Raw genomic sequence first — 14,675 nt, forward strand, 5'->3', positions numbered from 1 at the left:
CGCTATGCCCGCTCAGGCAACTCTGGCCCGAGCGGTAATTCGCCGTGCCCGCAGCGGGGTCCGCCGCGCGCGCACCTCGCTAGGGGAGAGGGTGACACTGCCGCATGTCCATCGATAGATTCGGCTACCAGCAGCAACTGCGGCGCGAGTTGCGGATTCGCGACCTGATCGCGTACGGGCTGGTCTTCATGGTGGTGATCGCGCCGTTCGGGATCTTCGGCAGCGTGTTCCAGGCCAGCGGTGGCATGGTCGCGCTGGCCTACGTGGTGGGCGCCGCCGCGATGATCCTGACCGCGTCGTCGTACGGCGTCATGGTCAAGAAGTACCCGGTGGCCGGCTCGGTCTACGGCTACGCCGGCCGGGCCATCGCGCCCGCCGTCGGCTTCCTCACCGGCTGGGCCATCCTGCTCGACTACGTCTGCATCCCGCTGCTGCTGTCGCTGGTCGCCGGCGCCGCGATGAACTCGATCGTGACCAGCGTCCCGGTCTGGGCCTGGGTGATCATCTTCGTCCTGGTGAACACCGTGACGAACGTGCTCGGCATCAAGACCACCAAGCTGCTCAACTGGCTGTTCCTCGCCGCCGAGCTGGTCATCCTGGTGATCTTCCTGATCTTCGGCCTGAAGGCGATCGCGGACGGCAAGGGCCACGGCTTCAGCCTCGACCCGTTCTACAACGGCAGCACCAGCTTCACCTGGACGCTGGTGCTCAGCGGCGTCTCCATCGGCATGCTGTCCTACCTCGGCTTCGACGCGCTCGGCCTGCTCGCCGAGGACGCCGCGGACGGCGCCCGGACCATCCGCCGCGCCATGTACCTGTCGCTGATCGTGGTGGCCGCCCTGTTCGTCGCGCAGACCTACGTCGCGGCGCTGCTGGTGCCGGACCCGGACGGCCTGATCGCCAACGGTGACCCGTCCGGCTCCGCCTTCTACGACGCGGCCGAGGTGGCCGGCGGCGCCTGGCTCGCCAAGCTGACCGCGCTGGCCACCGCGCTCGCCTGGGGTATCGCGAACAACATGGTCGCCCAGGTGGCCACCAGCCGCCTGCTGATGGCGATGTCCCGGGACGGGCAGCTGCCCAAGTTCCTCTCCCGGGTGTCGCTGACCCGTTCGGTGCCGACCAACGCCATCCTCACCACCGCGGCGATCTCGCTCGGCATCGGCCTCTGGATGGCCAGCCGCGACGACGGCATCACGCTGATGAGCGCGATGGTGAACTTCGGCGCCATGATCGCCTTCATCGTGCTGCACGTCTGCGTGATGTGGGAGTGGTTCAAGAACGGCCGGCAGGGCAGCCCGCTGAGCAACCTGATCGTCCCGGTGCTCGGTGCGGTCGTGCTGATCGCGGTGATCTGGAACGGCAACCTGCTCGCCCAGACCGTCGGCCTGATCTGGCTCGCGGTCGGCGCCGTCGTGCTGGTGGTGCTGCTGGCCACCGGCCGCAAGCCGACCCTGCCCGAGGTGCCCGGCGACGACGAGCCGCTGACCAGCCCCCGGACGGTGGAGAATGTCTGAGCCACTGCACCTGCCGGCCGACCCCGGTCAGTACGGCTACACCTTCGGCGGGCGGGAGGCGATCGCCTCGGTCAAGCCGGGCGACACGCTCACCCTGCGCACCCTGGACTGCTTCGGCGGCAAGGTGCGCTCGGTGAACGACCTGCCCAGCCAGGTGTGCGAGTTCCCGTACCTGAACCCGGTCACCGGCCCGCTCCACGTCGAGGGAGCGGAACCGGGCGACACCCTCGCGGTGCACGTGGTGTCGCTGACCCCGGCCTCCCCGGTCGGCATCTCCTCGACCTTCCCGCACTTCGGGGCGCTCACCTCGACCGGGTACACCCGGACCCTGCAGGCCCCGCTCGAGGAGCGGGTCTGGCTCTACGACATCGACCTGGCCGCCGAGACGGTCCGCTTCCAGGCCCGGAACAGCGACTTCACGGTCGACCTGCCGCTCGCCCCGATGCTCGGCACGGTCGGCGTCGCCCCGGCCGCCCACGAGGTGCGCCAGACCATCGTGCCGGACGTGCACGGCGGCAACCTGGACACCCCGCTGCTCGGCCCGGGCGCCACCCTCTACCTCGGAGTCAACGTCCCGGGCGGGCTGCTCGCCCTCGGCGACGGCCACGCCCGGCAGGGTGACGGCGAGGTGTGCGGCGTCGCGGTCGAGGTGGCGATGGACGTCACCATCCGGGTCGACGTGATCTCCGGGGTGCCGACCGGCACCCCGCGCCTGGAGACCGACACCCAGCTGGTGTCGCTGGGCGCGGCCCGGCCGCTCGAGGACGCCTTCCGGATCAGCCAGGACGACCTGGTCCGGCACGTCGCCGAACTGACCGGACTGGACTTGCTCGATGCCTACCAGCTAGTGTCCCAGACCACCAGCGCCCGGGCCGGCAACGTCGTCGACCCGCAATACGTGATGAGCGCCGGCATCGACAAGAAGTACCTGCCCGGGGTCGCCGCCTACAGCGGTGTCCACGAGCGCCTGCGGAACGGCTGACAGAAGGACTATGTGGCGTCCCGGACTCGACCCGACCCTCGTCCGTGAGCAGTTCTACCTGCTGGCTCACGACGAAACCCGGCAGATGCGGCCCCACCTGCATCTGCCGGCCCTGTCCGCCGGCCTGGCCGGCGCGACGGTGATGGACCTGCTGATCGCTCAGCGGGTGACGGTCGAGTCCGGGTCGCTGCGCCCGGACTGGTACCAGCGTGCCTCCACCGGCGACCCGATCACCGACGACGTCCTCGCCCTGATCATGGAGACCGCGCCCGGCCCGGCCCTGCCGGCCCTGATCCGCGCCGCCTCCGCCGGTCTCTACGAACGCACCACCGCCGCCCTGGTCCACAAGGGCGTGATCGTCGAGGGCCCGCCCCGCCGCTGGCGCAAGGGCCGCGACTACGCGATCGCCCACGAGGGCATCGCGGTCCGGGCCCGCGCCCGAGTCGGCTACCGCATGGAGGGCCGCGACGGCCCGTCCCCGGAAGCCGACAGCCTGTGCACCCTGGTCTCCGCCCTGGGCCTGCACGCGGTCCTGGTCCGCGGCACCCGCTCGGAGGTGGAGCCGCTGCTCCAGCGAGTCGTCCGAGACCTCCCGGAGAACGCCGCCGGCCACCCGGTCGGCGAAGCCCCAGCCGTCGCCGCGGCCGTCCTCAAGGTCATCCAAGACATGGCCACCTCCGCCATGATGTAGCCCCCGCACCAGCATCCGTAATCCCCACCCGCACCCCGCCGCGGCCACACCCCGTCCGCGCACGGCCCGCCCAAACCGCGCCTGTTCCGCTTCGGCTGGCGGCTCGCCCTATGCCGTGTCCGGTTCGCGTCATGCCGCGTCCGGCGCGCTTCCGCTGGCGGCTCGCCCTATGCCGTGTCCGGTTCGCGTCATGCCGCGTCCGGCGCGCTTCCGCTGGCGGCTCACCCTACGCCGCGTCCGGTCCGCGTCATGCCGCCTCCGGTCCGCCTCCGCTGACGGCTCGCCCCCATGCCGCGTCTGGTCCGGGTCATGCCGCCTGCGGGTCCGCCTCTGCTAACGGCCCGCCCGCACCGCGTGCGGCCTGCTTGTGCTCGCGGTCCGCGCGCAATACCCACTTCAACCCCATTCCCGGTACGGATGACTGCCCCGTCCGCACCCCTGCGCGAGGCCCCTTCCACCCCGGACCGCAGCGCGACTCATGCGGGCCCGCCGCCGGTCCAGGTCGCCCAACCGCGTCCGCACCTCCACCCCGCGCGACGAACCCCCGCGCTCAGACTCCGGCCGCGCCGCCAGGCCCCGGCTGGCTCTCACGGGTGTCTCGCAGGTCCTGAGAGACCCCTCACGACCAGCCGGCCGCTCGGTCGCACGGCTTCGGTGTCCACTCGCGCGCGGAGCTGCGGGGTTCGGGCGCGCCTGCGCGGAGCTGCGGGGTTCGGGCGCGCCTGCGCGGAGCTGCGGGGTTCGGGCGCGCCTGCGCGGAACTGCGGGTTCGGGCGCGCCCGCGTCGCCAACCTCTGCTGACTCTCGGGGTGCCCGGCTCCGCTGGTCAATTCGGTGTGGGCTCAGCCCGGCCAACTTTGCAGTCCCCGCCCGCCCCTCAGGGGGGCCGCCCCGAAGACAGTGTGGCGCGAGAGCGGCCTCTCCCGCGGCCAGCCTGTGGACAACGCGCTGATGTGGACAACGCGCCGCCGAGCTCATCGGCTGCCCTGGATCGACTACCGGAGTCGCCCCTGAGGATCATCCAGCTGCAGCCGATTGCGGACCGCATGCCGTCAGCCGGGCCGCTGCCGGCGTGGGTGCCGGAGGGCCGGTCCGATCGAGGCCCCGTCACGGCCGGCGCCCCGAGGGCGGCCAGGGCTGCGCGGCACGCAGAGGGCGTACCGCAAACGGCTGACCGAAAGGGACAGCGGACCCGGACGCGGAGCGTGCCTGGACGGGCGGCGGACCCGGACAGAGGGGCGGGCTGGACCGGGGTGCCCGGGACGCGGAAACGGGCTGGGATGGAGCGGCCGGAGGTGGATCCGGGCTGGGATGGAGCGGCCGGAGGTGGATCCGGGCTGGGACGGAGCGGCCGGAGGTGGATCCGGGCCGGAATGGAGCCGCCCGAGGTGGATCCGGGCTGGGATGGGGCGGCCCGAGGTGGATCCGGGCTGGGATGGGGCGGCCCGAGGTAGATCAGGGCTGAACGGAGCGGCCCGACGTGGATCAGGGCTGGGACGCGGTGGGGACCGACGGGACCTCCGGCTCGCGGGCGGGTTCGATCGTGACCGCGGGGGCTTCGGCCGGGATGGTGGCGATGCCGGCCAGGATCAGGGCGCCGCCGGTGATCTGGAGGAAGGTGAGGTGTTCGCCGACGACCAGCCAGGCGAAGATCGACGCGAAGATGACCTCCAGCAGGCCGACGAAGGAGGCCAGCCGGGAGCCGAGGCGGCTGGAGCCGAAGATGCCCGAGGCGTACGCGATGGCGGTGCCGAAGACGGCGACCACGGCCAGCGGCACCCACCACGGGGTGGACGCTCCGAGCAGCGTGACGTCGCCGAAGGTGGCGGTCATCGGGACCGGGTTGGCGAAGCCGAGCCCGGCGGCGGCGCGGCCGGCCAGCCCGAGCAGGCCGAGGGTGGCGCCGCCGAGCAGCAGGCCGACGCCGGCCAGGGCGACCGGCGGGAGGCCGTCGGCGGGGCGGGCGGCGACCAGGAAGTAGACGGCGCAGCCGAGTGCGGCGGCGAAGGCCAGGGCGACGCCGAGCACGTCGACGGCGCGCAGCGCGCCCGGGCCGATCACCAGGATCAGGCCGCCGACGGCGAGCAGGGAGCCGAGCAGCACGGCCGGGCGGGGCGGACGCCGGGTGGTGGCCCACGCCCAGAGGACCAGGAGCAGCGGCGCCAGGTACTCGATCAGCAGGGCGGTGGAGACCGGCACCCGGCGGATCGCGGCGAAGTAGGCCAGCTGGGTGAAGGCGACGGCGATCAGGCCCATGCCGAGCAGCCGCCAGCGGGCTCGCCACAGGGTGTCCCAGCGGCCGTGCAGGGCGACCAGCACGAACGGCAGCAGCAGGAGCCCGCCGCTGAACGCCCGGGCGGTGACCGCGGCGGCGGGGGACCAGCCGGCCTCCAGCAGTGGTTTGACGAATGCCCCGGACGTGCCGAACGAGGCGGCCGAGACGACCGCGGCGACCAGCCCGGCGGACTGCGGCGTGAGCTTCACGGCGACTCCTCTGTCATGGGCTAAATTCGGTATACCGCTGACGCTAGGCCGGGTGGAGTGAGGAGTCAAATTGCTGTTTGCCCCTGACACGGAGGAGGCGCTGGAGTTCGCCGTGGTGCTGGCGAACACCGCCGCGACTGCCTCCCGCTCCGGCCGGGACGAGTTGGCCACCGTCGCTGACCTGGAGCGACTGCTGCGGGTCAACGTGTTCTCCGGCCGCATCGACCGGGACGAGACCGAGCTGCGCGAGGTGCGCGAGGCCCGCGAGCAGATCCGGGAGATCTGGACGCTCGGGCGTGACGAGGCGGTCGACGCGGTGAACCGGATGCTCCGGGAGGCGCACGCGCTGCCCTATCTGACCCGGCACGACGGGTCGGACTGGCACATGCACGCCACCGAGCCGGACGCGCCGCTGGCCGAGCGGATCCGGGTGGAGGCCGCGCTCGCCCTGATCGACGTGATCCGGATGAACGAGACCGGCCGGCTGCGGGTCTGCGCGGCTGACGACTGCACCGGCCGCTTCGTCGACCTGTCCCGCAACGGCTCCAAGCGCTTCTGCTCGGTCCGCTGCGGCAACCGGATGAACATGATCGCCTTCCGCGCCCGCAAGGCCGATTCCTGACAAACCATCCCCGCTGCCGCGACATCGCCGGCACGTCTCGGTCTTTGTTTCGGTACGACCGGAGCCCCGTTCCGGCCGGCCCGCGAGGCCCCGCGGTCAGAGGCGGAACTGGCCGACCAGTTCCTCCAGCTCGTGGGACATCCGGGACAGCTGCTCGGCGGTCTGCCGTGACTCGCTCACTCCGTGCGCCGTGTCCTGCGCCGCAGTCGCCACCCCGGTGATGCCGACCGCGATCTGACCGGAACCGGTCGCCGCCTCCACCACGTTCCGGCTCATCTCGGCGGTGGTCGCGGTCTGCTCCTCGACGGCCGCCGCGATCGTCGTCGAGTGCTCGTTGACCTCGTTGATGATCTCCGCGATCCGGTTGATCGCCTCGATCGCGGCCTCGGTGTCGGACTGGATGGCCTGCACCCGGGCGTCGATGTCGACGGTGGCCCGGGCGGTGGCCTGGGCCAGGTCCTTCACCTCGCCGGCCACCACGGCGAAGCCTTTGCCCAGTTCGCCGGCGCGGGCCGCTTCGATGGTGGCGTTCAGGGCGAGCAGGTTGGTCTGCTCGGCGATCGTGGTGATCAGGTTGATCACGCCGCTGATCTCCGCGCTGGACCGGCCCAGCCTGCTGATCGTGTCGGTGGCGGCGCGGACGCTGTCGACGCCGGTGGCGGCCACTCCGGCGGCCCGCGAGGCGCCGTCGGCGATCTCCCGGATCGCGGCGGTCATCTCCTCGGTGCCGGCCGCCACGGTCTGCACGCTGCGGGTGACCTCCTCGGCCGACGAGGCGACCATGTCGGACTGGCCGGACGCGGTGTCGGCGGCGTCCGCGATCCGGGCCGAGGTGGCGGTCAGTTCGGTGGCGGCGGCGGCGAGCGTGTGGCTGTTCTCGTTCAGCGTGGCGAACGCCGTCCGGAGCACATCCAGGGTCCGGTTCATCGCCCGGCCCATCGAGCCCAGCTCGTCGCGGCCCTGGTCGGGCACCCGGACGCTGAGATCCTTTTCGGCCACCGTCTTGAGCGCCGCCACCGTCCCGGCGAGCGGCCGGGTGATGCTGCGGGTCACCACCACCGCGACCAGCACGGTCAGCACCAGGCAGAGCAGCCCGGCCATGATCATGAACCGTTGCGCGGTGGCGGCCGCGTCGTCGGCCTCGCCCCGCGCGGCCTGGGCCCGCTTGCCGGTCAGCTCGACCAGCTGGTCCACCGAGCCGATGATCTTGCCCATCCATTCCAGCGACTCCCCGGAGGCGAGTTCGTTGGCCTGCGCGATCCCGGCTCGGGTCCCGGTCCGGTAGCCCGCGACGATCCGCTGGTCGACCGCCATGAACTGCTCGAACGACTGCCCGATCGCGTCGACCAGCGACCGTTCCGCGCCGGCCAGCGGCTGCGCGGTCAGGTGCGCCAGGTCGTCGCGGAAGGCGCTGGTCGAGGCGAGGAACTCCTTGCGCTGGCCGACCGTGTCGTCGGTGGCGCCGGCCACCCCGCGCAGGGTGTCGAACGCGTAACCGGTCTGCCAGCCGGCGAAGTCCGCGGTGCGGAACTTGGCCACCAGCGCGGTCTGGCTCACCTCGTCGGCGGCGGCCAGGTCGCGGGTGGCGGCACGCGCGCTCCGCCCGCCCTGCAGGCCGATCCCGATCGCGGCGAACATGCACAGGCAGATGCCGGTGAACGCGATGCCGAGGCGCACACCGATCTTGAAATTGGTGAGGAACCGCACTACTGGCACGTTACGGACCATCGGTGTCCGGACCGCTCGGTCCCGCGCTCGGACCGAGCGGTCCGGCAAAACTCAGTACACGTACGGCCAGCCGGACGAGTCCCAGCCGAGCAGGTTGATGCCGAGTCTCGCCGCGCCGGACGAGGTGTAGTAGTGGTAGACCAGCACGTCCGCGTCACTGTCGGTGAAGACCGCCGGATGCCCGGGGCCGTACACGCTGCCGTGCGTCGCCAGGATCTCGGTGCCGCCGCCGGCCGTGGCCGGCGTCCCGGCCCGGTCGCGGTAGGGCCCGGTGATCGACGTCGACCGGGCCACCATGGTGCGGTAGGTGCTGGACGCGCCCCGGCAGCAGAAGTCGAACGACATGAACAGGTAGTAGTAGCCGCCGTGCCGGAAGACGAACGGCGCCTCGACCGACTTGCTGTTCACGAACCGCTCGGCGACGTTGTGGACGGTGCTGTCGGCGCGCTTGCCGGTCGACGGGTTCAGCTTCACCATCTTGATCCCGGACCAGAAGGAGCCGAAGGTCAGCCACCACTCGCCGGAGGCGGTGACGGTCAGGTTCGGATCGATCGCGTTCCAGTTGCTGCTGCTGGTCGACTCGATCACCTTGCCGTAATCGGTCCAGGTGCCGGCCGCGCCGGTGGTGCTGGCCGCCATGAAGATCGCCGACTTGCTGGAGCCGAAGGTCGACGCGGCGTAATACATCAGGTATTTCCCGCCGTGGTAGGAGAGGTCCGGGGCCCACAGGGTGGCGCTGCCACCGGTGTAGGCGCTGGCCCACGGGGTCCCGTTCGGGAAGGCCTTGCCGGCGTCGGCGAAGGCGGTCCGGTCGGCCGAGGTCTTCAGCGTGATGCCGTCGCCGGTGGTGGCCATGAGGTAGCCGCCACCGGGCCGTTTGACGATCGACGGGTCGTGCGCCCCGGTCGAACCGGTCACCACGCCGGGGTTCGGATAGGCCGCGGCGACGGCCGGTTGCGGGGTCAGGGCGAGCAGGGCCACCGCCAGCAGCAGGAAGCGAGACTTCACGGGGATTCGCCTTCCGTTGAGGGGGTGGCGGCCCCGATCGGGGAATCGGGGCCGCCGTGGGGGACGGGGTCAGCGCGGCCGCACAGTCATCGAAGTCAATTCGATGACATGTATGTTAACGATCACATTTGACAAGTCAAGAAGCAGGTGGAGCGCCTGCGCAGCGCTAACACAAAGGATTCTTAACCGGCCTGGCCCGGGCGTCTCCCAGCCGCTGGCTCGGCCGCGATGGCCGCCGGCATCACCCCGGTCGTCGCCGGGGCAGCCCGGCCGCCGCCATCCCGAGGAGCAGCCGCTGTCGCTGTCCGCCGGTGGCCACCGAAGACGAGCCGCCCACGCACCCCGGCGAATCTAGGTCACCGGGATGCCGTGCCGGTGCAGCAGGCCCATGAGGTTGTCCAGGAAAGCATCTCGGTTGTCGACCAGGATCACCGGGATGTTGATCGGTTTGCGGCCGCGCGGCACGAGTTGGTAGTTGACCAGCTGGCCCTTGCGCAGCAGCGGCTTGCACTCGGCGATCTCGGCCCAGGTGAAGGCCTGCGCCCGGTTGTTGCGCACGTGCACGAAACCGCCGGTGAAGACGTGGAACGACTGGGCGCCCTGAATGAAGATCCGGATGCCCATCGCCAGCGAATAGACCATCAGGAAGCAGAAGAACAGGCCGACCAGGCGCAGCAGTCCGTAGACGATGCCGTCGGTGTCGTGACCGAGGCTGGCCAGGAAGAGCAGCAGCAGGCTGACCGCGGCGACGGCCAGCCAGCTGCCGCCGGCCTTCAGCGGGCTGGGCAGCGACCGGTCGGCCACTTGGTGACCGAGGCCGCGGGAGTAGGCGAGAGAGCTGACGTCGGCGGGCGTTTCCATGACCGGGATCCCCTTCCCGAGTGGACAGTCGCCCCGGTGTACCGCCCGGCAAGCCGGGAGGTTCAACCCACGTCTTCGGTACGCCCCGCGCGTCGCGTACCGGAAACCGCTCTTATCGGGTCTGGCCGGCGTGCAGCATCTCGATGGTCTTGGCGACCCGCTGCTCCCGGGTGGCCTCCCGCTTGGCCTCGGTGATCCAGCGCACGAACTCCTTGCGGTGCGAATAGGCCAGCTTGTCGAACGCCGCCCGCGCTCCGTCGTCCCCGGCCAGCGCGGCCGCCAGCTCCGGCGGGACCTCGACGGCGCGCTCCCCGGTCTCGGCGGCGATGATCACCGCGTAGTCCGCGCCGATCTCCACGCCGGCCTGGGCGCGGGCCGCCTTGGCCAGGCCGATCATGTTCTCCCCGCCCATCCGGGCCAGGCGCAGCGGCAGGGTCACCCCGTTCACGGTGACCTGGACCGGGAAGGCCTTGCGCCCGTCCCCGACGGCAGCCACCTGCTCGTCGGTGAGGACGAAGGCCCCGGCCGGCCCGCGCGATTGCAGTGTCAGCGTCAGTTCCAGTGTCTCGGCCACGCTGACACGCTAGTCAGTCGCGGCGGCGATCGGTGGTGAACTGCCGGGTGAGCATCGCGGCGAGTCCGACGCCGACCACCGCGATGGCGACCTGCACCCCGACCACGGCCCAGTCGAAGGTCCGGCCGGACACCGTGAACATGTGGTCGCTGTGCAGGTCCCACCGGTCGGACGCCCAGGTCCCGGCGACCGCGGCGCCCATCCCGATCAGCACGGTGGCGATCAGGCCGATGTTCTGCCGGCCCGGCAGCACGAGCCGGGCCACCACCCCGATGATCGCGCCGAACACGATCGCCGCCACATAATCCTGACCGTCCACTGCGACCTCCTGTGAGTGCATCCGACGATGCCCATGGTGGCGGCCGCGTCAAGCGTGGATCAGCCCCACTGGCCGGGCACGTAGTCGCCGGCCGGCCGCTGGAGGATCACGTTGAGCCGGTTCCACGCGTTGATCACGGCGATCTGCGCGACCAGCGCGGCCAGCTGCTCCTCGTCGAAGTGCTTGGCCGCGTTCGCCCAGACGTCGTCCGGGACGCCACCGGCCGCGTCGGCGATCCGGGTGCCCTGCTCGGCCAGCTCCAGCGCGGCCCGCTCCGCCTCGGTGAAGACGGTCGCCTCCCGCCAGGCCGCGACCAGGTGCAGCCGGGTGTCGGTCTCGCCCTCGTGCGCGGCGTCCTTGGTGTGCATGTCGACGCAGTACCCGCAGCCGTTGATCTGGCTGGCCCGGATCTCGACCAGGTGCCGGACGGTGGCCGGCAGCGACGAGCCGTTGATCGCCTTGCCGGCGCCGAGCAGGGCCTTCACGACGTCTCCGGCGAGCGGGATGGTCTGGGCGTTCAGCCGTGCGCTCATGGTGTCTCTCCTGTTCCGATGGGCGTGAGTCACCACTAGGACACCGTGGCGCCGAGATTTGTGACTGTGATCTGGCTCTCCTAACGGCACCGGCCGCGGGCCGGCTGCGCGACACCCTGCACCGGCCGGGGGACGCCGCGTTCCGTCTCGGCCCGCCGCCCGGAGCGAATCGCGATGACAGTGCCAGGGCGGTTCCGTGCGGAACCGTCCTGGCGCGATCAGCGTGCCGCGGCTGAGGCACCGGTCCGCCGGAGGACGCGGAGCAGGTATTCCTTGCGGTCGAGTGGATCCGGGCCGGTTCGGGCGCGGGACGGGATCGGGCCGCGCACCGGCGCGTAGTGGTCGAAGGCGCTTTCCAGCACGCCCTCGCCGCGGGTCAGGCCGGGCAGGCGCCGCTGCAGTTCGTGCACCCGGGCCGCCGGGATCTCACCGGAGATGACCGCCGGCTCGGTCGACAGCGGAATCGCCCGCAGACGTGCCAGCAAGGGCAGCACCGCCGGCACGGTGTCGGGCGGCACCTCGGCCCGGAACGTGTGGATCGGCTCCAGCACGTCGGTTCCGGCCCGCCGCAGAGCCGCCATCAGCACCAGTGGTGTCAGGTTCCGGAAATCGCCGGCCGTGCTCGACATGCTCTTGTCGAAGATGGCATGCGCATGGGACTGCCGGGCCGAATACCCGGAATGCGTCATCGCGACCAGCACATCCGGCACCGGCCAGCCCCGCAAACCCTGCCGCAGCGTCTCGTGCACCGTCTGCTCCACCGCCGTGAAGAACGCCGGCGGCATCGACCCGGGCTCCACCTCCAGACCGAAACTGACACCCGCCCCCACCGGCGCGGGCGCGACCCGAAGCCCGATCGTGGCCAGGAACGGGTTCGGCGCCACCTTGTTGAACTCCACCGCCGCCCCAACCCCGAGAACCCGCTCGACGTGCAGCGTCGTCGTCTCCCGGAAGCTCACCCGCAGCCCGTACTGCTCGGCCAGGGTGGCCCCCACCACCTCCTTCTGCACCTCGCCGTAGAGCGACACGTAGATCTCCTGCCGCTCGTCGTCCTGGCGCAGATTGATCAGCGGATCCTGCTCGGCGAGTTCGGCCAGGGCGGCATGCAGGGCACCGCGCTCCGCGCGCCGGGACGCGACCACCGCTGTCTCCAGGCTGGGCGGCGCGAATTGCGCGCGGCGGGCGGCTTTCCGGCGTACGAACGAAGCGTCGTCCTCCGGCGGCGGAGCGGGCTCGTCGCGTACCCCTAGATCGGCGCCGACCCGAGCGGAGCCGAGCCCGCGGACGCGCCCGATCTGACCGGCCGTGATCGCGCCGCAGGCGCGGGCGGCACCGTTCGTGAAGACCTCGATGCCGGTCACCCGCTCGTCCCCGAGCATGTCCCGGACGTGCAGCGTGCCGCTGAACATCCGCAGGTAGGCGAGGCGTTCGCCGGCCGGGCCGCGCTCCACCTTGAAGATCGTCCCGATCGGCGGGCCGGCGGCGTGCCCCGGCGCCGGCGGCAGCAGCCGGGTGATCCCCCGGACCAGGTCGTCGATGCCGGCGCCGGTGATCGCCGAGCCGAAGTAGACCGGATGCACCCGGCCCCGGACCCGGATCGGCGGCGCCGGCCGGTCCTCGACCAGCGCGGCGAGCACCGCGTCGTCGTGGTCGGCGAGCCGGGTCAGGTCGATGGCACCGTGCACTTCCGCGTCCCGGGCGCCGATCCGGTCGACCCGGCTCATCGGCACGATCGCCGGGCTGATCCGCGTCCCGATCTCGTTCAGGACGCCGGAGAAACGGGCGCCGGCCCGATCCACCTTGTTCACGAAAAGGAGCGTCGGAATGCGCAGCCGGTGCAGCGTCCGGGCCAGCACCCGGGTCTGCGCCTGCACGCCCTCGACCGCCGAGACGACCAGGATCGCGGCGTCCAGAACGGCGAGCGACCGCTCCACCTCGGCGATGAAATCCGGGTGTCCGGGCGTGTCGATCAGATTGACGGTACGGCCGTCGAGGGTGAACGAGACGACCGCGGATTTGATGGTGATGCCGCGGCGGCGCTCCAATTCCAGGGTGTCGGTCTGCGTGCTGCCGTCGTCCACGCTGCCGATCTCGTCGATCACCCCGGCGGTGTGCAGAAGCCGCTCGGTGAGGCTGGTCTTACCGGCGTCGACGTGCGCCAGAATGCCGAGATTGAGGATGCTCAAGCGTCATGTCCCTAACGGTGAAGTGGACTCCTTCCGGATGTGACATGCACGCTGCTCGCATCGCTCTGATCTCTTTCCGCTCGGGGCTTCCGACCCGACCACCCCACCAGGAGCGCCGGGCCCCGGGCAACCGAATTAGCCGGCCTCAACCGGCTCGATCCGGTGCCGATAGAGGGCGCGACGAAAGACTGACCGCTCGTCCGGTCCCTCCCGGCCGCGGCTCGTCCCAGGCGATGCTCCTTCCCGAGCCGCTCCTTTCCTACGCGCCTTCTAGGGGCCGCCCATTTCCAAGCCGGCCTTCATTCGGGGGCGCCGTTGCCGAAGTGTGGTCCTTGCGGCCCGTTCTCCTCGCGAAGCCCCGTCCGGGATGGTTCCGGGCGGGGCTTCGTCGTGCGGTCGTCATCGGTTCGCGACATCGGACCAAGGTTCGCGACATCAGACGAAAGTTCGCGACATCGGGCCACGGGGAGCGGGATCAGGCCGGCCCGCGCGGCCGGTCAGAGATAGCGGACCACGGAGCCGGACATCCGGTCGTGCAGGGTCCGCTGACCGTCGCTGAAGACCATGAAGGCGTCGACAAGCGCGTAGAAGCCGAAGGTGAACAGGTTCAGCACCCAGGCGAGCAGCCCTTTGACGCAGAACTCCCGCAACGCCATCCGCCCCCAGTCGAACGGCACCCCGGTCCGCGCGTCGACCACCACGTGCCCGAGCAGCTTCTTCCCCGGCGACTGCCCGTCCGCCCAGGTGAACATGGCCCAGACCAGCCACCCGATCCACAACGTCACCATGATCAGCAGTGCGTCGAGCAGCACCGCGCCGATCCGCCCGCCGGCCGACACCAGCACCGCACCACCCGGCCCGGACTGCGGCACCCCGACCGGCCCGGCCGCGTACGGCGAGTAGGGCGCGGGCAACCCGCCGGCCCCGGAATACGGCATCGGCATCGCTCCGGGCGCACCGGAATAGGGAACCGCCGACCCGGGATGAGGCGCCACCGCACCGGGATGCTGCGCCGGCGCGGAGTAGGCAGCCGGCTGCGGTATGTAGGCGGTCGGTGAATCGCCGTACCCGCCCTGCGGTGAGTAGGCGGCTGGCGGACCGGTGTATGGCCCCGGTGAATAGGGAACCGGCGGTTCCCGAGGTGGCATCGGACCTGTCGGCGGCGACGGGTAG

At 71.3% G+C, this 14,675-nt stretch carries 13 protein-coding genes; 4 read left to right on the forward strand and 9 right to left on the reverse strand.

The features are described from left to right. Positions 1 to 104: 104 nt before the first annotated feature. From BJY16_RS23790 to BJY16_RS23800, 3 genes are read left to right on the forward strand one after another with little or no spacing between them, the layout of a single operon-like run. Complete coding sequence (locus BJY16_RS23790) at positions 105 to 1,514, forward strand: APC family permease (RefSeq protein ID WP_185041790.1); 1,410 nt, start codon at positions 105 to 107, stop codon at positions 1,512 to 1,514. Continuing rightward, positions 1,507 to 2,496, forward strand: coding sequence for an acetamidase/formamidase family protein (locus tag BJY16_RS23795; protein WP_185041791.1), 990 nt, complete (start codon positions 1,507 to 1,509; stop codon positions 2,494 to 2,496). The genes BJY16_RS23790 and BJY16_RS23795 overlap by 8 nt, the downstream gene beginning before the upstream one ends. 10 nt (positions 2,497 to 2,506) lie before the next feature. Then, the gene (locus BJY16_RS23800) at positions 2,507 to 3,187 is read left to right on the forward strand and encodes a GOLPH3/VPS74 family protein (protein WP_185041792.1); all 681 of its coding nucleotides are present in this window, start codon (positions 2,507 to 2,509) and stop codon (positions 3,185 to 3,187) included. A 1,485-nt stretch (positions 3,188 to 4,672) separates the two neighbouring features. On the opposite strand, the gene BJY16_RS23805 is transcribed toward BJY16_RS23800, so the two are convergent. Next, positions 4,673 to 5,671 carry an EamA family transporter gene (locus BJY16_RS23805; protein WP_185041793.1) on the reverse strand — a complete coding sequence of 333 codons (999 nt, stop codon included), beginning with the start codon at positions 5,669 to 5,671 and terminating at the stop codon, positions 4,673 to 4,675. A 70-nt stretch (positions 5,672 to 5,741) separates the two neighbouring features. On the opposite strand from BJY16_RS23805, the gene BJY16_RS23810 reads away from it, so the two are divergent. Further along, positions 5,742 to 6,293, forward strand: a complete 552-nt coding sequence (locus BJY16_RS23810; protein WP_185041794.1) for a CGNR zinc finger domain-containing protein — start codon at positions 5,742 to 5,744, stop codon at positions 6,291 to 6,293. 96 nt (positions 6,294 to 6,389) lie between these two features. Here the strand turns inward: BJY16_RS23810 and BJY16_RS48530 are convergent, their stop codons facing one another. The 8 genes from BJY16_RS48530 to BJY16_RS23850 all read right to left on the reverse strand — a co-directional run bounded on the left by BJY16_RS48530 (position 6,390) and on the right by BJY16_RS23850 (position 14,440). Next, complete coding sequence (locus tag BJY16_RS48530) at positions 6,390 to 8,009, reverse strand: methyl-accepting chemotaxis protein (RefSeq protein WP_239177967.1); 1,620 nt, start codon at positions 8,007 to 8,009, stop codon at positions 6,390 to 6,392. 63 nt (positions 8,010 to 8,072) lie between these two features. Then, positions 8,073 to 9,029, reverse strand: a complete 957-nt coding sequence (locus tag BJY16_RS23820; RefSeq protein WP_185041796.1) for an arabinan endo-1,5-alpha-L-arabinosidase — start codon at positions 9,027 to 9,029, stop codon at positions 8,073 to 8,075. Positions 9,030 to 9,380: 351 nt separating this feature from the next. Further along, positions 9,381 to 9,890, reverse strand: coding sequence for a hypothetical protein (locus tag BJY16_RS23825; RefSeq protein ID WP_185041797.1), 510 nt, complete (start codon positions 9,888 to 9,890; stop codon positions 9,381 to 9,383). A gap of 112 nt (positions 9,891 to 10,002) precedes the next feature. Next, positions 10,003 to 10,464 carry a YdeI/OmpD-associated family protein gene (locus BJY16_RS23830; protein WP_185041798.1) on the reverse strand — a complete coding sequence of 154 codons (462 nt, stop codon included), beginning with the start codon at positions 10,462 to 10,464 and terminating at the stop codon, positions 10,003 to 10,005. Between the two features lie 13 nt (positions 10,465 to 10,477). Then, positions 10,478 to 10,783, reverse strand: coding sequence for a GlsB/YeaQ/YmgE family stress response membrane protein (locus BJY16_RS23835; RefSeq protein ID WP_185041799.1), 306 nt, complete (start codon positions 10,781 to 10,783; stop codon positions 10,478 to 10,480). Between the two features lie 59 nt (positions 10,784 to 10,842). Beyond that, positions 10,843 to 11,316: a carboxymuconolactone decarboxylase family protein gene (locus tag BJY16_RS23840; protein ID WP_185041800.1), complete on the reverse strand. Its 474-nt coding sequence runs from the start codon at positions 11,314 to 11,316 to the stop codon at positions 10,843 to 10,845. A gap of 218 nt (positions 11,317 to 11,534) precedes the next feature. Continuing rightward, positions 11,535 to 13,502: an elongation factor G gene (locus BJY16_RS23845; protein ID WP_185041801.1), complete on the reverse strand. Its 1,968-nt coding sequence runs from the start codon at positions 13,500 to 13,502 to the stop codon at positions 11,535 to 11,537. 497 nt (positions 13,503 to 13,999) lie between these two features. Further along, a complete protein-coding gene (locus BJY16_RS23850) occupies positions 14,000 to 14,440 on the reverse strand; it encodes an RDD family protein (protein ID WP_185041802.1) in 441 nt (146 codons plus the stop codon). Positions 14,441 to 14,675 lie beyond the last annotated feature (235 nt).

It is taken from the genome of Actinoplanes octamycinicus, assembly GCF_014205225.1.
In the GTDB taxonomy this organism is placed as follows: domain Bacteria; phylum Actinomycetota; class Actinomycetes; order Mycobacteriales; family Micromonosporaceae; genus Actinoplanes; species Actinoplanes octamycinicus.